Here is an 18000-nt window from a genome sequence, read left to right as displayed (position 1 = left end):
TGAAGGACGGGCCCCTTCCTCCCTCCGCTCGTGGCGCGTCGTCCCGGCCGTGCCTATTGCCGCGCCGCCGGCACGGCGGTTCGAGGCGCCCCTTTTGGCGCCCCGAACAGTCAGCCGAGACGGGCGATGGACTTGTACTCCAGGTAGGCGGCGAGGCCCTCGGGGCCGAGTTCGCGGCCGATGCCGCTGTCCTTGTAGCCGCCGAACGGCGTGGACGGGTCCATGGTGTTCATCATGTTGACGCCGTAGGTGCCGGTGCGGACGCGGCGGGCGATGTCCATGCCGCGCTCGGTGTCGGCCGTCCAGACCGAGCCGGACAGCCCGTAGTCGCTGTCGTTGGCGATGCGGACGGCGTCGTCCTCGTCGGTGTACGGGATCACCGAGAGCACGGGGCCGAAGATCTCCTCGCGGGCGATCCGCATGTCGTTGGAGACGCCGGCGAATACGGTCGGGGCGACGTACCAGCCGCGGTCGCGCGGGCGGTCGAGGCCGCCGACGACCGGCTTGGCGCCCTCGTCGATGCCGGCCCTGATGTAGCCCTCCACGCGCTCCTGCTGCCGCCGCGCGACCAGCGGTCCGATGCCGGTGGCCGGGTCGGCGGGGTCGCCCACGCGCTGCCCGGCGACCATGTCGGAGATCGCCTGGACGACCTCGTCGTACCGGGAGGTGGAGGCCAGGATGCGCGTCTGCGCCACGCACGCCTGGCCGTTGTTCATCAGGGACGCGATGGACAGGAAGCCCATGGCGGCGCCCAGGTCGCAGTCGTCCAGGATGATCGCCGCCGACTTGCCGCCGAGTTCCAGGCTGCACCGCTTGAGCTGCTCGCCGCAGATGGCGCCGATGCGGCGTCCGGCGGCCGTGGAGCCGGTGAAGGCGACCTTGTCGACGCCGGGGTGGGCGACGAGGTGCTCGCCCGCCTCGCGGCCCGCGGCGACGATGTTGACCACACCGTCCGGGACGTCCGCCTCCTTGATCATTTCGGCGAGCAGGTAGGAGTCCAGAGGTGTCTCGGGCGCGGGCTTGATCACGACCGTGCAGCCGGCGATCAGCGCGGGCGCGAGCTTGGTCATGATCACGAACTGCGGCACGTTCCAGGGCACGATGGCGGCGACCACGCCGACCGGCTCGCGCCGTACCACGACCGGGCCGAAGACGCCGGGGCGCTCGTCCTCGACCGCGAAAGTCTTCCCGAGCTCGCTGAAGTACTGGAGCATGCCGAGCGGCTGCGGGGCCTGGGCCATCTGCGAGAACGCGATGGGGGAGCCCATCTCCAGCGTGATCACGTCGGCCAGTTCGGCCTGGCGGGCGGCGTACAGGGCGGCCAGCCGGCCGACCACCTCGGCGCGCTCGGGCATGGTCATCCGCGGCCAGGGGCCGTGGTCGAAGGCCTGGCGGGCGGCGGACACCGCGCGGTCCATGTCGGCGGGGGTGCCGTCGGGCACGCGTCCGACGACCTCCTCGGTGTGCGGGGAGATGACGTCGATCGTCGCGGTGCCCGCGGGAGCAACCCAGTCGCCCCCGATGAAAAGACGGTCGTACTGGAGCATGGGCCTGCCTCCTACGGTCGGACGGTCGGATCGGGCGGGTGCTCGGTCGTCCGGCCCCGTCGTGCGGGGGGCGGGCCCGCGCGACGGCCGGACGCTTGAGACCGAATCATGTTCTGGCCGGGTTGGCAAGACTCGGCTACTCCGGCGAGCCGCCGCCGATAGGATCGGTCGCCCGTCCGCCCCGCCGCCCGTCGTGCCCGATGATCTACCGGCAAATCATGAGATGTCCGGAATCCGGTCGGGCCCAATTCTTCGGAAACCGAGCTCTTGCAACTTCCTAAAGTGGTAGATAGTTCGCCAACGGTGTGTAGCTTCTTCCGATCGTGTGGCGGCTCCGAAGATCGGCTTCTAGAGTCTCGGGGTGTCCGGAAGTGGGAGGGCTGATGCGTTCAGGCCGTGTGGCGGGGCTGGCCGCCGCGCTGTTCGGGCTGTTCTCGGTGCTCGTCATACCGTCCGCAGAGGCCAAGCCGAGCCCCCAGGCGCAGCTCGACAAGCTCACCAAGCAGGCGGCCGACCTGCAGAAGGCGTACCGCGGCGAGATCCAGAGCCTGGAGGACGTACGCCGCGCCGCCGCCAAGGCCGGTGACCGCGTCAAGAAGCTGCGCTCGGACCTGGCCACCGCCGAGCGGCAGATCGCCCAGTTCTACGCCCAGTCGTACATGTCCGGCGCCATCGACGGGCCCAGGGTCTTCACCTACAGCGGCGACCCCGACACGATCCTCAGCCAGGTCGCGACCGTGACCTACCTCGCCGACGAGAAGAACCAGCGCGTCAACCACATCGGCCGGCTGATCAAGGACCAGAAGGCCGCCAAGAAGCTCGCCGACAAGAAGCTCGCCGACCTGAGGGACGAGATCAAGGACCTCCAGGCCAAGAAGCGGCAGGTCGACGAGCTGCTGAAGAAGTTCGGCTTCCAGACCCCGGACGCCGGCAGCGGCCTCACCCCGCGCATGATCAGCATCAGGAGCGTCATCATGCAGCGCTTCCCGATGCCGTTCGGCGTCGGGTGCCTGCGGCCCGGCGACCCCGGCGAGCACGGCAAGGGCCGCGCCTGCGACTTCATGATGAGCACGGGCGGCCGCATGCCCGACGCCGCCTCCCAGGCCCGGGGCGACGCCCTGGCCCAGTGGTGCATCGAGAACGGACGCTCGCTCGGCATCATGTACATCATCTGGCGGCAGCGCTACTACGACATCCGCACGGGCGCGGGCTGGCGCACGATGTCCGACCGCGGCGGCGTCACCGCCAACCACTACGACCACGTGCACGTGTCGGTCTTCTAGCCCGGTCGCTCTAGCCCTGTCGATCTAGCCCGGCCTTCCGGCGCGTCAGGGCGTCGCGCGTGCGGCGATCCTCTCCCGCAGCCAGTGGTAGGACGCCTTCGGGGTGCGGCGCTGGGTCGCGTAGTCGACGTGGACGAGGCCGAAGCGCTGGTTGTAGCCCTCGGCCCACTCGAAGTTGTCCAGGAGCGACCAGACGTAGTAGCCGCGCACGTCCACCCCCTCGGCCATCGCGGCGGCCACGGCGGCGATGTGCCCGTCGAGGTAGGCGATGCGCGCCTGGTCGTCCACCACTCCGTCCGGGCCGGGCTCGTCCTCCTGCGAGCAGCCGTTCTCGGTCACGTACACCGGCGGCAGCGCCTCGCCGTACCGGGCCTTGAGGCCGGTGAGCAGCTCGCGCAGGCCGTCCGGCACCACCGGCCAGCCGAAGGCGGTGGTGGGGTGGCCGGTGATCCCGGCGTCCTCGAACGGCAGGATGGGCGTCTCCCCGGGCGCGCACACGCGGGTGGGGTTGTAGTAGTTGATCCCGAGCCCGTCCAGCGGCTGGGCGATGGTGGCGAGGTCGCCGTCCCGCACGGCGGGCATGGTCTCCAGGCCGAAGGCCGACAGGCCGGGGTAGCGGCCGAGCAGCACCGGGTCGTTGAACAGCCTGTTGTGCAGCGTGTCGTACGCCTCGGCGGCCCGCACGTCCTCCTCCGCACCGGACGCGGCCCAGACGGGCGTGCAGTTGTTGGTGACCAGCACCCGCTCGGCCCCGTGCGCCCGCAGCGCCTGCGCGGCGAGGCCGTGGCCGAGGAGCTGGTGGTGGGCGGCGGGCAGGGCGTCCAGGAACATGGTCCTGCCCGGGGCATGGGTGCCGAGGGCGTACCCGTACACCATGTGGACGAACGGCTCGTTGAGGGTGATCCAGATCGGCACGCGGTCGGCGAGGCGGGCGGCCACGATGGCGGCGTACTCCGCCATGCGGCTCGCGGTGTCGCGGTTCAACCAGCCGCCCTCGTCCTCCAGCGCCTGGGGCAGGTCCCAGTGGAACAGCGTGGCCGCCGGGACGATGCCCGCGGCGCACAGGCCGTCGACCAGCCGGTCGTAGAAGCCGAGACCGGCCTCGTTGACCGTTCCATGGCCCGATGGGAGAATTCTCGGCCACGAAATGGAGAAGCGGTAAGAGTTCACGCCCAGAGCGGCCATGAGCGTGACATCCTCGGTCCAGCGGTGGTAGTGGTCGCACGCCATGTCACCGGTGTGACCGTCCTTGACCTTGCCCGGCTCGTGGGCGAAGGTGTCCCAGATCGACCGGCCCCGGCCGTCCTCCGCCACGGCTCCCTCGATCTGGTAGGACGCGGTCGTGGTGCCCCAAAGGAACATGATGACCTCCGGTGGAATGAGTGGACCTCATGTTAAGCCGGTGGCAAGTCAACAGAGGGATGATGGGGGAATGACGAACGTCTCCGCCGCGACGCTCCGCCGCCGCCCCGCTCAGCGCCGCAGTGTCGAGCGGGTCGAGCGCATGCTGGACGAGTGCGCCCGCCTGCTCGACGAGGTGGGTTACGACGGGCTGACCACCAAGGAGGTGGCCCGCAGGGCGGCCGTTCCGATCGGCACGTTCTACCAGTTCTTCCCCGACAAGCAGGGGCTCGTACGGGCGCTGGCGCTGCGCAACCTCGACGCGTTCCTCGCCCGGATCACCGCCCGGCTCGCCGCCGCCGGAATCTCCGACTGGACTGGCGCGGTGGACCTCACCGTGGACGAGTTCGTGGCGATGAAGCGCAGCACGCCCGGCTTCGCCATCATGGACTTCGGCGAGATCCTGCCGACCCCGGGCGGGCCCGCGCTCAAGGGCAGCGAGCGCCTGCTGGACGCCGCGCTGGAGAACAATGTCATCGTCGCCGATCGGCTGCGCGCGCTGACCATCGAGCTGCTGGGCGCGCCCGCCGGGCCGGGCCTGGACCGCGCGCTCATCGTCGCGGTCGAGGCCGCCGACGCCGTGCTGAAGCTCGCCTTCCGTGCCCACCCCGGCGGCGACCCCGAGCTGATCTCCGAGTGCAAGCGCCTGGTGCGCGGCTACCTCGCCGACCACCTGCCGGGCCACTGACGCCACCGCCGGCCCGGTGACCTCGCCCGGCCCGGAGCGCCCGCCGGGGCGGGCCGGGGGTCAGGCCAGTGCCGGGTCTTCCAGGCGGGCGCGCTGCCCGTCGTCCAGCTTGACATCGCGCGCGCCGAGCAGCTCGTCCACCTGGGCGAGCGTGCTTGCCCCCACGATGGGCACGATGCCCTGCGCGGTCAGCCATGCGATGACCACCGCGACACCTTGCACGCTGGAGTGGGCTCCAGGTCAACCACCTTGACCTGGAGCCCACTCCAGGTGACATGCTCGACCCCGTGAGCGTCTACACACCGGGACAGGTCGCGGAGGAGACCGGGTTCAGCCTGGACACCCTGCGGTACTACGAGCGCATCGGCCTGCTGGAGCCGATCGAGCGGAACGCCGCCGGCCAGAGGCGGTTCAACGACTCGCACCTGAGCTGGCTCGGCATGGTGCGCTGCCTGCGCGGCACGGGCATGTCGATCGCGGAGATGATCCGCTTCGCCCAGCTCGTGCGCAGCGGCGACGGCACCATCGAGGAGCGCATCGCGCTGCTGGAGAGCCACGACCGCGAGGTCGAGCAGAAGATCGCCGAGCTCAGGGAGCAGCAGGACGCGATCAAGTGGAAGATCCGGTACTACCGCGACGTACAGGCGCTCGCGGGGGACCCGGCCTCGTGCCAGGCGGCCGAGACGGTCGAGTCCGACGCCTCCCGCTGAGCCACGCCCGGGGCTCCGTTCAGACCTGTGACGAGACCTGTTCAGGCCTGGCTGGGGGCCTCCTTCCGGTGATCGCCCGTGGAGCCGTAGGCGCTGGCCTGGATGGTGTAGAGGTCGGCGTACTGGCCGCCGAGGGCCATCAGCTCGTCGTGCGTGCCCCGCTCGATCACCTTGCCGTGGTCCAGGACGTAGATGCGGTCGGCGTAGCGCACGCTGGCGAGGCGGTGGGTGATGAGCAGGACGGTGCGGCCGTCGGCGTGCCCGCGGACGCGCTCGAACAGGGCGTGCTCGGCGCGGGCGTCCAGCGCGGCCGTCGGCTCGTCGCAGATCAGCAGCGGCGCGTCGCGGTAGAAGCCGCGCGCCACGGCGATGCGCTGCCACTGGCCGCCCGAGGGCTCGTGGCCGTCCTTGAACCGGCGGTCGAGCAGCGTGCGGTAGCCGTGCGGCAGCTCGGCGATGACCTGGTCGGCCCCGGCGACCTGGGCGGAGGCGTGCAGGGCCTCGACGCCCTTGTCCAGGCCCATGGTGATGTTGTCCTTGGCGGTCAGCGGCCAGCGGGTGTGGTCCTGGGCGATGACGGCGATGTGGCGCCGCAGGTCCTCGGGGTCGACGCCGGCGAGTTCCACGTCGTCCCACCGGACCCGCCCCTCGCCGGGGTCGTACAGCCCGGCGAGGATCTTGGACAGAGTCGTCTTGCCCGAACCGTTCTCACCGACGAGCGCGACGACCTCGCCTCGATCGATGTGGATCGACACGTGGTCCAGGGCGGGGCGCTCGTTGCCGGGGTAGTGGAAGGTCACGTCGTCGACGGTGATGCGCTCGAACGAGGCGGGTGCAGGGCCAGGCCGGTCGGACGCCAGGCGCGCGCGGGCGTCGGCGCAGAACTCCAGGAAGTCGGTGAAGTAGAGGCCCTCCTCGTACAGGCGGTTGGTGGCGTACATGAGCGTGGACAGATAGCTCTGCCCGGAGCGGATGGCGAGGACGGCCGTGCCCGCCACCGCGAGCGGGACGGCGCCGACGGCGAGCAGCAGCCCGAGCGCGACGTAGACGATGCCCGTGCCGACCCCGCCGAGCGCCTCCCCGACCACGCGCGCGACCATCTGCCGCCGCGCCAGCCGCAGGACGACCGCCTGCTCGGCGTCGGTCACCGCGTCGTACAGGCGCATGAGGAAGCGGCGCATCGTGAACGAGCGGATCTCGGCGGCGGTGTCCCGGTCGGCCATGAGGTCGCTGAGGATCCATTTGCGCCGCCGGGCCGGCACCAGGGCGTACATCGTGGTGTACCGCTCGCGGGCGGAGCGGACGGCGGCCCAGGCGTCGGGGATCACGGCCAGCACGAGCAGGGGCAGCAGCACGGGGTGGAGGATGCCGAGCACACCGGCGGCGGCTGCGATGCCGATCCCGCCGGTGAGCACGTCGATCGCCGAGTTGACCACGCTGTCCACCATGCTCACGCCGCGGGTGCGGGCGCGCTGGAGCGAGTCGTGGAATGCGACGTCGTCGTAGGCGATGAGGTCGACGCGGCTGGTCAGGTCGTAGAGCTGGGTCTGGGCTATGCGGCTGACCTGAGGCTCCAGGCGGGACTGTGCCCACCCGGCCCCGGCCTGGAGGGCGGTGCGCAGCGCCGCGGCGACGCCCACCAGCAGCAGGCTGGGGAGGGCGGCACGGACGCGGTCGGGGGTGGGCCCGGAGGAGAAGAGGGCCTGCAGCACGCCGGTGGTCGCCAGCAGCCCGAAGGCGGTGAACACGCCGCCGAGCGTGCTCAGGGAGATCGTCGCCAGGGTGTCGCGGGGGCTGGCCTGCCACGCCATGCGCACGGCCTGGGCGATGAGGGCGGGGAGCCTGCGGGCCACCGTGAGGAAACCGATGCCGGCCATGGTCTCGTTGTGGGCGTACCAGTCGCTGACGGTGACCTCGCCGAGGTCGATCGCCTCGTCGTCGCGTGGTGCCGCGGCGGAGGATCGGGGGAGGGCGCCGTTCGGCGGCGACTGCGGGGTCGGGGAGCCGTCCCTGGCGTCAGGAGGCGGGGACACGGGGGACCGCGCGGGATCGGAGACGCTCGGAGCGGAGGTTTCCTGGGGGAGATCGGCCATGCTCGCAGTGTGACCGGCGCCACCGACAGTTTAAAGACGGCCCGGTAAACCACGGCATTCAAGTTGAAACGAGCAATTACTTGGGCAGCGCCGCTAATGTCCGGCCGATGGCCAATGACGGGGCGGGGTGGTCACGTTCGCCGGTATGTGCGGCCCTGTTCGATCGCGCCGTCCGAGGGCCCGGGGAGCCGGGCGGTGAGGCGCTCGGCCTCCTCGTGCAGCGCGATGATCAGGAGGAGTTCGAGGCCCAGGTCTTCGAGGTCGACGGTTTCCAACTGAGTCTCCCGATGTGAGATGGCTCACCGGCCTCGGACGCGCCTGGGTGGCCGGTGCTCGTGGAATCTTACCTTCCGTGACGGCGCTGCGCAGCCTTGGCCTGCATTGATCACTCTTCGTGCAGTCGGGTCGGGGTTGATCGTACATTTCGGACATACGGCTGGGTCTGATGGCGAGGGTCGGGGTGTGCCCGTTCTCGCGGCACTGCCGATCTCGTCCCTTGGTCAGAGCAGAGTAGTCAATCAGACGATAATTTCGGAAGGAGGGAATTGGAGGGACTTGTAGCGATTTCTTCACAACAAAGGTGGGCGCATCGTGTCATCCGGATGGCCCTCTCGGGAGTCAGGGGCGCGGCGTTGAGGTGCTCCTCACCGCGATCTTCGCCTGCCCTTGATGCGTCAACAAAAACGCGGCTATGTCGTCATGTTGGGCGGTATGGGATGGATTGCAGTCGAATCCCGGCATGGGCCGAGCGCGCTCCGCTATTTGATGGAACACTGCGTAATAGCGCGCCCGCCGTCATCGTCCACCCCATCCCCGCCATCCCCCGCCATCCGCCGCCACCCCTCGACCTCCGTGAAGACGCGCCCGTCACGGCGCGTGCGCCCGGCCGTGGACGAAGACCGCACGAGTGAGACGCCGCGTGGCCGGCGGTGCGGGTGAGGTCGCCTCGGAGGGGTGGAGACCGGAGCCCGGGGCCACGCGGTCCGCGAGCCCGGGTCGGTGGCCGTGCGCCCCGGTCCGGGCTCGCCTCCTCCGCCGCTCCGGGCGGGGGCGGCGTGTCAGTCGGTGCGGACGTCCAGGCCCAGGGCGGTGGCGATCATCATCGCCTGGCGCAGGTCGACGACGGCGCCCCTGAGCTGCACGGTCAGCGGCTCCAGGGACGACAGGTCGCTGCCGCGCAGGTCGCACCGCGTCAGGTCGGCCCGCGGCAGCGACGCCCCCGACAGGTCCACGTCGCGCAGCGAGGCCTCCACGAGCCGCACGCCCGTGAGGTCGGCCTCGCGCATGCGCGCGTCCGAGATCGAGGCGCCGTTCAGGTTCGCCCCCGACAGGTCGGTGAACGACCAGTCGCCGCCCCGGACCTTCAGCAGGTCGAAGGAGCAGCCGTCGAACACGCTGCCGACCAGCTTGCACCCGGTGAACGTGGCGTCGAAGAACGAGCACCGAACGAAATGGCAGTTGAGGAAGGCGCTGTCGGAGAACTGCGCGGCGTTGAACCGCGTGCCCCGGAACACGCACTCGCTGAACACCGCGCCCTCGCCGGTCGCCTCGGCGAGGTCTACGTCGATGAAGGCCACGTTGGCCTGGTTCTGCCCGGAGAGGTCGAGGGTCTCCCAGTCGTCGGCGATGACGGACGTGTGCGTCTCGGGGACGGGGCGCCCACGCTTGCGGTCAGCCACGGCGACGCCGCGGGACGGGGGAGGAAGCGATGGCGGTCATGCGCCGATACTTCCATGTCCCGCCCGGGAACCGGGTGACGGGCGCTGTCCCGCTGTGCGAGTGTGTGGTTATGTGGCTGTTTGGGTGTGTGAGCTTGAGTGGCTGTGTGGCTATATGGCAACGTTATGCGCGCGGCCTTGACGTCCTCGCCCGCCAAGTGGGTTGATTGCGTAAATCTGACAACGTTGTCACCAGGCGTCCCATAGGGAAGAAACGCGTGGACAGCGTCCCCTCTACCCCCCGAAGGGACCGGACAGAATGCGACGACGGTGGATGTCGGCCGTCGCGGTCACCGTGGCAGGCGTGCTCTCCCTTTCCGCCTGTGGCGGTGGTGGCGACCAGAAGGGCACCGGCGACGGGCAGGCGGCGGCCAAGAAACAGGTCGAGGTCTTCTCGTGGTGGACGGGCCCCGGCGAGGCCGACGGGCTCAAGGCCATGCGCGAGATATTCGAGAAGCAGAACTCCGGCCTGACGTTCTTCGACGCCGCCGTCGCGGGCGGCTCGGGTGACAAGGCGCGGGCTCTGCTCTCCAGCAAGCTCCAGGCCGACCAGCCGCCGGACACCTTCCAGGGCCACGCCGGCGCCGAGCTCCAGGGCTACATCAAGGCCGGCAAGCTGGAGCCGCTGAACTCCCTGTACGACGAGCTGAAGCTGAGGGACGTCTTCCCGCAGCAGCTCGTCGACCAGCTCACCTACGAGGGCAACGTCTACTCGGTGCCGGTGAACATCCACCGCTCCAACGTCCTGTGGTTCAACCCCAAGGTACTCAAGGAGGCCGGCGTCGCCGGGGCGCCGAAGACGATCGAGGAGTTCATCACGGCCCTGGAGGCGGTGAAGAAGACCGGGAAGATCCCGCTGTCGATCGGCTCGGAGTGGACGGACGTCCACCTGCTGGAGAGCGTGCTGCTCGGCTCGCTCGGCACCGACGCCTACAACGCCCTGTGGGTCAAGGGCGCGGACTGGTCGGGCCCGGCCGTGACCAAGGCGCTGGAGGACTACAAGACGATCCTGTCGTACGCGGGCCCGCCGCAGGACGACTGGCAGCCCGCCTCCAAGCAGGTCGCCGACGGCGCCGCCGCGTTCAACATCATGGGCGACTGGGCCTACGGCTACTTCCACAACCCGCCGGACGGCGGCCTCGGCAAGAAGTCCAAGGAGGACTTCGACTGGGCGGCCTCGCCGGGCACCGATGGCACCTTCTTGTGGCTGTCGGACAGCTTCACCCTGCCCAAGGGCGCCCCGAACCGGGACGGCGCGCTGGCGTGGCTCAAGGTCGCCGCCAGCAAGGAGGGCCAGGACGCCTTCAACCCCAAGAAGGGCTCCATCCCCGCCCGCAAGGACGCCGACAAGTCCCTCTACACCGACTACCTGGAGTGGGACCTCGCGCAGTGGGCGAGCGACAAGCTCGCCGGGTCGATCCAGCACGGCGTCGTCGCCAACGACGCCTGGAAGACGGCCATCACCGAGGCGGTGGGCCTGTTCCTGCAGAGCAAGGACGCGGCCAAGCTGCAGCAGGCGCTGGTGGAAGCCGCGCAGACCAACAACCAGTGAGCTGATCGTCCGGCTCGCGCCCGCGCCGCCTCCGCGCGCGGGCGCGAGCCTCTTGGGGGTATCTGTGTCGCGCGTCAAGAGATGGCTGCCGGGCCTGCTCCTGGTCACGCCGTCGATCATCGCGATCGCGGTCTTCGTGTACGGCATGCTGGGCTGGAACTTCCGGCTGGCGATGACGGACCGGCACGACGAGATCTCGGCAGGGAAGTTCGTCGGGCTCACGAACTTCGTCTCCCTGTGGGACCAGGAACGCTGGGGCATCTCGGTGAGGCACGCGGTCGTCTTCACGGTGGTGTTCGTGGGCGGCGCGCTGGCTCTCGGCTGGCTGCTCGCCTTCCTGATGGAGAAGGGGATCAAGGGGGAGGGCGGCTTCCGCGCGATCTACCTGTTCCCGATGGCCATCTCGTTCGTCGCCACGGGCGTCGTATGGCGGTGGCTGATGAACAGCGGCCAGGGCGAGCAGGCGGTCGGGCTGAACCGGCTGTTCGGCAGCGTCGGGCTCGGGTTCCTGGAGAACGACTGGTTCCGGGGCCAGGACTGGGGCATGGCGGCCATGGCCATCCCCGCGATCTGGCAGATGTCCGGATATGTCATGGCATTGTTCCTGGCCGGGTTCCGGGGCGTCCCGGAGGAACTGCGCGAGGCCGCGCGGGTCGACGGCTGCAAGGAATGGCAGGTCTACCGGTACGTCGTCTTCCCGTTCCTGCGCCCGGTCACGCTGTCCGCGCTGATCATCCTCGGGCACATCTCACTCAAGGTCTTCGACCTGATCGTCTCGGTGTCCGGCAAGCAGATCATCACGGACGTGCCCGCCGTGTTCATGTGGGTCGCCGTCTTCGACGCCCACGACCCGGCCAAGGGCGCGACGATCGCCGCCTACATCGTGCTCAGCGTGGCCGTCTTCGTCGTCCCGTACCTGATCTGGAACGCCCGCAGGGAGAAGCGCCCATGACCACCGCTGTCGCGGCCCCGCCGCAGGCACAGAAGGCGGCGCCGCAGGTCGTCCGCGGGCCGCGCTGGCCGGTCTACGTCAGGTTCGTGCTGCTGATCGGCTTCGTCCTGGTCTTCCTGATCCCGATCTACGTGCTGCTGGTCACCAGCTTCAAGCCCCTGACCGAGGCCGACCCGAGCCAGGCGTGGAGCCTGCCCAAGGTCTGGACGACCGAGGCGTGGCAGGTGGCCTGGGACAAGCTGAAGCCGGGCATCGCCAACAGCTTCCTGCTGACGATCCCGGGGTCGCTGCTCTCGGCGGCGCTCGGCGCGATGAACGGGTTCGTCCTGTCCAAGTGGCGCTTCCCCGGCGCCGATGTGGTGTTCACGCTGTTCCTGTTCGGCATGTTCATCCCGTACCAGGGTGTGATGATCCCGCTCGTCCAGCTCATGGTGAACCTGGACATCTACGGCGGCATCCCCGGGCTGATCCTCGCGCACGTCGTCTACGGCATCCCCATCTGCACGCTGATCTTCCGCAACTACTACGTGACGATCCCGGACGAGCTGATGGAGGCCGCCCGCGTCGACGGCGCCGGCATGCTGCGCACCTTCTGGTCGATCGTGATCCCCGTCTCCGGGCCGGCCCTCGCCGTCGTCATCATCTGGCAGTTCACCTCGATGTGGAACGACTTCCTCTTCGCGGTGTTCCTGACCGGGCCGACCTCGTGGCCGACGACCGTCATGCTCAACAACATCGCGGGCGCCCAGACCGTCCCGTACAGCCAGCAGATGGCGGCCGCGATCCTCGCCTCGGTCCCGACGATGCTCGTCTACGTGCTGCTCGGCCGCTTCTTCATGCGCGGCCTGATGGCGGGCGCCCTCAAGGGCTGACTATTCGGGACGCGGCGGTGTTCCCGAGGGGGCGTCCGGATGGGGGCAGCATAGAGTAACTGATTGACTACTTTGAGTGACAAGTGCTCGGTGGGCATGCTCGGAGCGAACGGCATCCCACCGAGAAGGAATCCTTTCATGCGCCTACGCACCCGTCTGGCCATCCTCGCCGGCGCCGGCGCCGCCGGTGTCGCCATGGCACCCTCGTTCACCGTCCACCCCACGCCCGCCGGCGCGAGGGCGGCGAGCTGTCACGCGGCGACCAAGGGGACGGTGGCCAGGTACGAGAAGATGACCGGCCCCGGGCCGGGGGGAGCCCCGGATGTGTCCTTCCGCGCCACGGGCACGTACGCCAGCGCGTGCCTGCCGCACTGGCGCACGCACACCGGGCGGCTCTACCGGGTCGGCGACGGCTGGGCGACCGGCAACTGGGCCGCCGCGAAGTACTTCTACGACTACGGCGGCTACTGGCTGGACGGCGAGGACCTCGTCTGGAAGTGACGCCCCGACCCCGGCTGATTCCGGGACCCGGGCGTCGCGCTTGAGGAACTCCGCGGCGGGGCGGGCGGTCGCGACCGCGTCAGGCTATGGCGAGACCGTGCCCGTGAGACCGGAGGGGCCGGCTCCGACGCCATGGAGAAGCGTGTCGACGACGAGCGTGGCGAGCGCGTCGGCGTCGCCGCCCTCGGATCCGTCCCGCATCGCCTCGTGGATGAGCGCGTAGTAGGAACGGCGCGCCCACTCCAGGTCGGCGTCGGCCCGGAGCAGCCCCGCGTCCCTGGCCCGGTTCAGCAACCGCGCGCACACCTCGCGGACCTCCGCGTGGATGCGCTCCACGTCGGGATCGGACGACGACCGGCTCATCGCGAACTCCCAGCCGATCTTCACCCGCAGGACGTTCGCGGTGGCCTGGTAGAGGGCGACCAGGGGTGGCGTGCTGTCGGGGCGGGCCGCGAGCACGGCGGCGTGGAACTGCTGGGCCGCCCATCGGGTCATCGCGTCCACCAGGGCGTCCCGGCTGGCGAAGCGACGGTGGACCGTGGTCCTTGCGACACCGGCCGCCTCCGCGATCTCCTCCATCGAGGCCGCCGGGTTCTTGCCGAGCGTGCGCTCCGCGGCCTCGAGGATCGCCCGTACGGTCCGTTGCGCGTCCGCACGGAGCGGGCGGCCCTGCTGTTCCACGCGAGTCTCCTTCCCAGAGAAACAGTACCTGGAAAGAGACGACTGGACGGCGACTTGCATCGTGAATGTTGCAAGTGTGACCGTCCGTGCCGCGGCGACCAGACGGCGTTCGGGAAGGCGCCGGCCGAGGAGTTCGGCCCTCAGGGCGTACGGGTCAACACGATCTCACCCGGACCGGTCCGCACACCCCAAACGGCTCCCAGCCCCGTGCCCCACGAGGGCCGCACGGAGGAATCAGGAGGGCGGCAGCTCGCCCGAGCCGCGGGCGACGAGGCGGGTGGGCAGCCGCAGGCGTTCGGTGGGGCCCGTCTCGCCGGACAGGCGGCGGAAGAGGAGCTCGGCGGCGGCGCGCCCGAGGCCCGCCGGGTCCTGGGCGACGACGGTGACGGCCGGGCTGAGCAGGTCGGCGAGCTCGAAGTCGTCGAAGCCGACGATCGCGATGCCCGCGGTGGCGGTCGGGCGGGCGTCCAGGGCGTCGAGGACGCGGAGCGCGGTGACGGTGGTGCGGCCGTTGCCCGTGAACAGGGCCGTCGGCGGGCCGGGGAGGGCGAGCAGGCGGGCGAGGTCGGCGCGCAGGCGCTCCTGGTCGGGGGCGCCCATGGCGACCAGTGCCGGGTCGTACGCCAGCCCGGCCGCGGCGAGCGCCTCGCGGTACCCGCGCAGTCGCTCCTCGGCGGTGAAGATCGCCGCGTTGTCGCCGAGGAAGGCGATGCGCCGGTGGCCGTGGGCGGCGAGGTGGGCGGTCGCGGCCCTGGCCCCGCCCGCGTTGTCGGACAGCACGGTGTCCACCTCCAGCCCCGGCCCGGCGGGGCGGTCGGCGAAGACGGCGCGGATGCCCGCGGTCAACTCGGGGACGAGGTAGTCGTGGTCGTCCCCGGCGGGCACGATGATCAGCCCGTCCACGCGGCGGGCGCAGAAGGCGAGGACCAGCTCGCGCTCGCGTAGGGAGTCCTCGCCGGAGGAGCCGGTGAAGACCAGGGAGCCGTTGCCGAGCGCGACGTCCTCGACGGCCCGGCTCAGCAGGGAGTAGAACGGATCGGCGACGTCCTCGATGACGAGCCCGATGCTCGCCGTGCGGCCCCGGCGCAGGACGCGGGCGCCGTCGTTGCGGCGGTATCCGAGCAGGGCGATGGCCTGCCGGACGCGCTCGGCCGTGGCCGGGTTGACCCCGCGCTCCTCGTTGACCACACGCGAGACGGTCTTGAGCGCGACACCGGCCGCCGCGGCGACGTCGTTCATGGTGGGACGCCCGCGCCTGGTCTCTGCCACGGTCTGCATCATCCCGCATTTCGGCGAGGCCTGACAACGTTGTCAGTCGCGCCCGCGGACCGCTGAGGGCCGCCGCTCTTTACGTGTCGTTGACGAGGACGCGGCCGTGACCTGGCTTAACATCGCAGCGTGATCGCTCTTGCGTGGATCGTGGCCGGCGTCGTCTCCCTGTCGGGCGGCGTCGCGGCGCCCGGCGGGTCCGGGCCCGTCCCTCATCCCCTCGTCATCGGGCACCGCGGCGCGTGCGCGTACCGTCCCGAGCACACCATGGCCTCCTACGAGACCGCGATCCGGGACGGCGCCGACTACATCGAACCCGACCTGGTCTCCACCAAGGACCACGTGCTGGTCGCCCGGCACGAGAACGAGATCTCCCAGACCACCGACGTCGCCGCGCACCCGGAGTTCGCCGCGCGCAGGACGACCAAGACCATCGACGGGCGGCGGCTCACCGGCTGGTTCACCGAGGACTTCGCCCTGGAGGAGCTGCGCACGCTGCGCGCCGTCGAGCGCCTGCCCGAGCTGCGTCCCCGCAGCGCCGCATTCGATGGCACGTCCACGATCGCGACGTTCGACGAGATCGTCGCCCTCGCCCGGCGCGCCGGGGTCGGCGTCTACCCCGAGACCAAGCACCCGGGGTACTTCACGTCCATCGAGCTCCCGCTGGAGCAGCCGATGCTCGCCACCCTGGCGAAGTACGGCTGGACCGAACGCACCGACCCGGTGTTCATCCAGTCGTTCGAGACGGCCAACCTGCGGGCGCTGCGCGGCACGACGCGCCTGCGGCTGATCCAGCTCATGGAGGCGACCGGCGCTCCCCGCGACCTGGTCGTCGCGGGGGACCCGCGCACGTACCGCGACCTGGCCACGCCCGAGGGCCTGCGCGAGATCGCCGGGTACGCCGACGGCATCGGCGTGCACGTGCGCCTGGTCGTGCCGGGGGACGACGGGCGCGGCGCGCCGACGTCCCTGGTCACCGACGCCCACCGCGCCGGCCTGCCCATCCATGTCTGGACCGTCCGGCCGGAGAACGCCTACCTGCCCGCGGGCTTCCGCACCGGGGACCCGAAGGCCCCCGGGTACGCCGCCGAGCACGGCGACGTCGCGGGGTGGCTCACACGCCTGTACGGGCTGGGGGTCGACGGCGTGTTCACCGACGACCCCGGCGTCGCGAGCCGTGCCCGCGACGCCCTCACGTGACGGTGCCTTCCGAGGGGCCCCGAGAGCTTCAGACCAGCGCCTCGGCGTCCACCTGGCGCAGCTCGTCGGCGTAGCTGACCGAGGCGCGGCGCATCACGCCGTCCTCGCTGATCGAGTACTGCCCGAGCCGCCACAGCGGGGGAGAGTAGGCGTGGATCGACACGCTGTGCTCGGCCTGCCCGTTGATGCGGTGGATGTGCTCGGGCCCGAACGCCAGCGACTCGCCCTCCGAAACCAGCGTCTCGACGTGCGCGCCGCCGATGCGAGGGTTGGACTCCAGCAGCGTGCCGGCGATCACCCGGACCGCTCCGGACGACACGTCGTGGTCGTGCCAGCCCGTGTCGTCCTCGGGACGCCAACAGATGACCCAGATGTCCACGAAGGAGTCGCGGTGGAGGGAGGCGTAATGACGGGCCTCTCCGGTCTCGCCGAACGCGATGTGGTGTGACCACAGGTCCGGCCGGTCCGCGAGGTCTTCGACGAGGGCGCGAAGTTCGCGCTTGTCGAGGAATCGCTCTGGCAGGGATTCCCAGCTCATCTGGGCACGGCTCCTTTCGTGTCGAGCAGGCGTGCGGGGTTGGTCACCGCGATCGTGTGGTCGGCGGCCTCGCCGAGCAGCGTCCGCGGCGGGGAGGCGTAGGGCGCGTCCGAGCCGAGCACGACGACCTCGATGCCGACCACCCGCGTGATCGCGTCGATGGCCTGGTGGCCGTAGGACGAGGTCTCCAGGAACGCGTCCGGGTCGACGGTGCCCCGGGACGAGCCGCCCCGGGCGATGAAGCGCTCCACGTGCAGGGGGGCGAGGCCGGCCAGCAGGGCGAAGCAGACGCGCAGGCGGGGGTGCCTCGGTCGGCCGAACGCCCGGAAGGCGTACCACGCGGCGTGCATCTGCTGGACGTACGGGACGACCGCGGGCCACCAGCCGGGGGCGTCGTCGCACGCCGCGGCGGGGCCCGGGTGGACGAACAGCGGCAGGTCCCGATCCTCCAGCAGGTCGAGCAGCGGCGCCACGCGGGCGTACCCGGCGGCGTCGCGCAGGGCGGTCGCGGGGAGCTGCAGCCCGGCGAAGCCGGAGTCCAGGGCCTTGGCGGTCGGGGACGGGTCGATCTCGGCGACGCACGTGGAGGCCCACGCGCGGAAAGAGGCGGGCAGTTCCAGCGCGCCCTGGTGATAGGCGTCGATCAGAGGCCAGGCGTCCTCGGGTGGCAGGTGCTCGATGCCGAGCGGGCTGGACAGCGACACGAGGGCCAGGTCCAGGTCGTGCTCGCGGTTGAAGGCGAGCCGGTGGTCCAGGTCGTGGTCGCGGGGGTTCACCTCGTACGGCGCCTCGCCGTCGAGGTACAGCGTCCAGCCGTCCAGGAACGGCGGCTTCGCGCGACCGCGCAGCGAGTCGACGAACCCGGCCGTCCAGATGTGCTGATGCACGTCGATGCCCATGTCACCTCCTTGCGCCCACTGTATCCGACAATTCCTATCGATATTGTCGGCATTGCCTCTGGGATGCTGTGAAACGCTTCAGTGATACGATTCAGT

General features: G+C 70.5%; 18 protein-coding genes. 8 read left to right on the top strand and 10 right to left on the bottom strand.

The window, feature by feature from the left end; genetic code table 11:
• Positions 1-110: 110 nt before the first annotated feature.
• Positions 111-1547 carry an aldehyde dehydrogenase gene (locus tag AB0M95_RS07055; RefSeq protein ID WP_363760639.1) on the bottom strand — a complete coding sequence of 479 codons (1437 nt, stop codon included), beginning with the start codon at positions 1545-1547 and terminating at the stop codon, positions 111-113.
• 383 nt (positions 1548-1930) lie between these two features.
• Between AB0M95_RS07055 and AB0M95_RS07050 the strand changes: the two genes are divergently transcribed.
• Positions 1931-2830: a hypothetical protein gene (locus tag AB0M95_RS07050; RefSeq protein WP_363760636.1), complete on the top strand. Its 900-nt coding sequence runs from the start codon at positions 1931-1933 to the stop codon at positions 2828-2830.
• Positions 2831-2875: 45 nt separating this feature from the next.
• Here the strand turns inward: AB0M95_RS07050 and AB0M95_RS07045 are convergent, their stop codons facing one another.
• Complete coding sequence (locus AB0M95_RS07045) at positions 2876-4192, bottom strand: GH1 family beta-glucosidase (protein ID WP_363760633.1); 1317 nt, start codon at positions 4190-4192, stop codon at positions 2876-2878.
• A 70-nt stretch (positions 4193-4262) separates the two neighbouring features.
• Between AB0M95_RS07045 and AB0M95_RS07040 the strand changes: the two genes are divergently transcribed.
• Positions 4263-4919 carry a TetR family transcriptional regulator gene (locus AB0M95_RS07040; protein WP_358512006.1) on the top strand — a complete coding sequence of 219 codons (657 nt, stop codon included), beginning with the start codon at positions 4263-4265 and terminating at the stop codon, positions 4917-4919.
• A 60-nt stretch (positions 4920-4979) separates the two neighbouring features.
• Here AB0M95_RS07040 and AB0M95_RS07035 read toward each other — a convergent pair whose 3' ends face one another.
• On the bottom strand, positions 4980-5126 hold the full coding sequence (locus AB0M95_RS07035) for an aldo/keto reductase (RefSeq protein ID WP_363760630.1): 147 nt from the start codon (positions 5124-5126) through the stop codon (positions 4980-4982).
• A gap of 80 nt (positions 5127-5206) precedes the next feature.
• On the opposite strand from AB0M95_RS07035, the gene AB0M95_RS07030 reads away from it, so the two are divergent.
• Positions 5207-5629 (top strand): MerR family transcriptional regulator, encoded by a 423-nt coding sequence (locus AB0M95_RS07030; protein ID WP_363760627.1) that lies wholly within the window; start codon positions 5207-5209, stop codon positions 5627-5629.
• 41 nt (positions 5630-5670) lie between these two features.
• On the opposite strand, the gene AB0M95_RS07025 is transcribed toward AB0M95_RS07030, so the two are convergent.
• The 3 genes from AB0M95_RS07025 to AB0M95_RS07015 form a co-directional block, all read right to left on the bottom strand.
• Positions 5671-7722: an ABC transporter ATP-binding protein gene (locus AB0M95_RS07025; RefSeq protein WP_363760624.1), complete on the bottom strand. Its 2052-nt coding sequence runs from the start codon at positions 7720-7722 to the stop codon at positions 5671-5673.
• Between the two features lie 131 nt (positions 7723-7853).
• Positions 7854-7997: a hypothetical protein gene (locus tag AB0M95_RS07020; RefSeq protein WP_363760621.1), complete on the bottom strand. Its 144-nt coding sequence runs from the start codon at positions 7995-7997 to the stop codon at positions 7854-7856.
• 783 nt (positions 7998-8780) lie between these two features.
• On the bottom strand, positions 8781-9401 hold the full coding sequence (locus AB0M95_RS07015) for a pentapeptide repeat-containing protein (RefSeq protein WP_358512021.1): 621 nt from the start codon (positions 9399-9401) through the stop codon (positions 8781-8783).
• A gap of 298 nt (positions 9402-9699) precedes the next feature.
• On the opposite strand from AB0M95_RS07015, the gene AB0M95_RS07010 reads away from it, so the two are divergent.
• The 4 genes from AB0M95_RS07010 to AB0M95_RS06995 all read left to right on the top strand — a co-directional run bounded on the left by AB0M95_RS07010 (position 9700) and on the right by AB0M95_RS06995 (position 13317).
• Positions 9700-10992, top strand: coding sequence for an extracellular solute-binding protein (locus AB0M95_RS07010; RefSeq protein WP_363760618.1), 1293 nt, complete (start codon positions 9700-9702; stop codon positions 10990-10992).
• Positions 10993-11056: 64 nt separating this feature from the next.
• Positions 11057-11944, top strand: coding sequence for a sugar ABC transporter permease (locus AB0M95_RS07005; RefSeq protein ID WP_358512027.1), 888 nt, complete (start codon positions 11057-11059; stop codon positions 11942-11944).
• Positions 11941-12816: a carbohydrate ABC transporter permease gene (locus tag AB0M95_RS07000; RefSeq protein ID WP_358512029.1), complete on the top strand. Its 876-nt coding sequence runs from the start codon at positions 11941-11943 to the stop codon at positions 12814-12816. The genes AB0M95_RS07005 and AB0M95_RS07000 overlap by 4 nt, the downstream gene beginning before the upstream one ends.
• 138 nt (positions 12817-12954) lie before the next feature.
• Positions 12955-13317 (top strand): hypothetical protein, encoded by a 363-nt coding sequence (locus AB0M95_RS06995; protein WP_363760614.1) that lies wholly within the window; start codon positions 12955-12957, stop codon positions 13315-13317.
• Between the two features lie 84 nt (positions 13318-13401).
• On the opposite strand, the gene AB0M95_RS06990 is transcribed toward AB0M95_RS06995, so the two are convergent.
• Together AB0M95_RS06990 and AB0M95_RS06985 are read right to left on the bottom strand one after the other, a co-directional pair.
• Positions 13402-13998 carry a TetR/AcrR family transcriptional regulator gene (locus tag AB0M95_RS06990; protein WP_363760611.1) on the bottom strand — a complete coding sequence of 199 codons (597 nt, stop codon included), beginning with the start codon at positions 13996-13998 and terminating at the stop codon, positions 13402-13404.
• Between the two features lie 234 nt (positions 13999-14232).
• The gene (locus AB0M95_RS06985; protein ID WP_363760818.1) at positions 14233-15276 is read right to left on the bottom strand and encodes a LacI family DNA-binding transcriptional regulator; all 1044 of its coding nucleotides are present in this window, start codon (positions 15274-15276) and stop codon (positions 14233-14235) included.
• 120 nt (positions 15277-15396) lie between these two features.
• Between AB0M95_RS06985 and AB0M95_RS06980 the strand changes: the two genes are divergently transcribed.
• On the top strand, positions 15397-16467 hold the full coding sequence (locus AB0M95_RS06980; RefSeq protein ID WP_363760608.1) for a glycerophosphodiester phosphodiesterase: 1071 nt from the start codon (positions 15397-15399) through the stop codon (positions 16465-16467).
• A 28-nt stretch (positions 16468-16495) separates the two neighbouring features.
• On the opposite strand, the gene AB0M95_RS06975 is transcribed toward AB0M95_RS06980, so the two are convergent.
• Both AB0M95_RS06975 and AB0M95_RS06970 read right to left on the bottom strand, forming a co-directional pair.
• The gene (locus AB0M95_RS06975) at positions 16496-17005 is read right to left on the bottom strand and encodes a cysteine dioxygenase family protein (protein WP_358512050.1); all 510 of its coding nucleotides are present in this window, start codon (positions 17003-17005) and stop codon (positions 16496-16498) included.
• Positions 17002-17904: an amidohydrolase gene (locus tag AB0M95_RS06970; protein WP_363760605.1), complete on the bottom strand. Its 903-nt coding sequence runs from the start codon at positions 17902-17904 to the stop codon at positions 17002-17004. Before AB0M95_RS06970 ends, AB0M95_RS06975 begins: the two co-directional genes overlap by 4 nt.
• Positions 17905-18000: the final 96 nt, after the last annotated feature.

The organism is Sphaerisporangium sp. NPDC051017, from assembly GCF_040683095.1.
Classification (GTDB): Bacteria; Actinomycetota; Actinomycetes; order Streptosporangiales; family Streptosporangiaceae; genus Sphaerisporangium.
The sequence above is the reverse complement of the archived record's forward strand: the minus strand, read 5'-3'. Positions and strand labels throughout refer to the sequence as shown.

Coding starts and splice junctions, on each gene's coding strand:
- AB0M95_RS07055 (WP_363760639.1), bottom strand. CDS start 1,547: ATGCTCCAGTACGACCGTCTTTTCATCGGGGGCGACTGGGTTGCTCCC.
- AB0M95_RS06970 (WP_363760605.1), bottom strand. CDS start 17,904: ATGGGCATCGACGTGCATCAGCACATCTGGACGGCCGGGTTCGTCGAC.
- AB0M95_RS06995 (WP_363760614.1), top strand. CDS start 12,955: ATGCGCCTACGCACCCGTCTGGCCATCCTCGCCGGCGCCGGCGCCGCC.
- AB0M95_RS07045 (WP_363760633.1), bottom strand. CDS start 4,192: ATGTTCCTTTGGGGCACCACGACCGCGTCCTACCAGATCGAGGGAGCC.
- AB0M95_RS07000 (WP_358512029.1), top strand. CDS start 11,941: ATGACCACCGCTGTCGCGGCCCCGCCGCAGGCACAGAAGGCGGCGCCG.
- AB0M95_RS07050 (WP_363760636.1), top strand. CDS start 1,931: ATGCGTTCAGGCCGTGTGGCGGGGCTGGCCGCCGCGCTGTTCGGGCTG.
- AB0M95_RS06975 (WP_358512050.1), bottom strand. CDS start 17,005: ATGAGCTGGGAATCCCTGCCAGAGCGATTCCTCGACAAGCGCGAACTT.
- AB0M95_RS07025 (WP_363760624.1), bottom strand. CDS start 7,722: ATGGCCGATCTCCCCCAGGAAACCTCCGCTCCGAGCGTCTCCGATCCC.
- AB0M95_RS07040 (WP_358512006.1), top strand. CDS start 4,263: ATGACGAACGTCTCCGCCGCGACGCTCCGCCGCCGCCCCGCTCAGCGC.
- AB0M95_RS06985 (WP_363760818.1), bottom strand. CDS start 15,276: ATGCAGACCGTGGCAGAGACCAGGCGCGGGCGTCCCACCATGAACGAC.
- AB0M95_RS07010 (WP_363760618.1), top strand. CDS start 9,700: ATGCGACGACGGTGGATGTCGGCCGTCGCGGTCACCGTGGCAGGCGTG.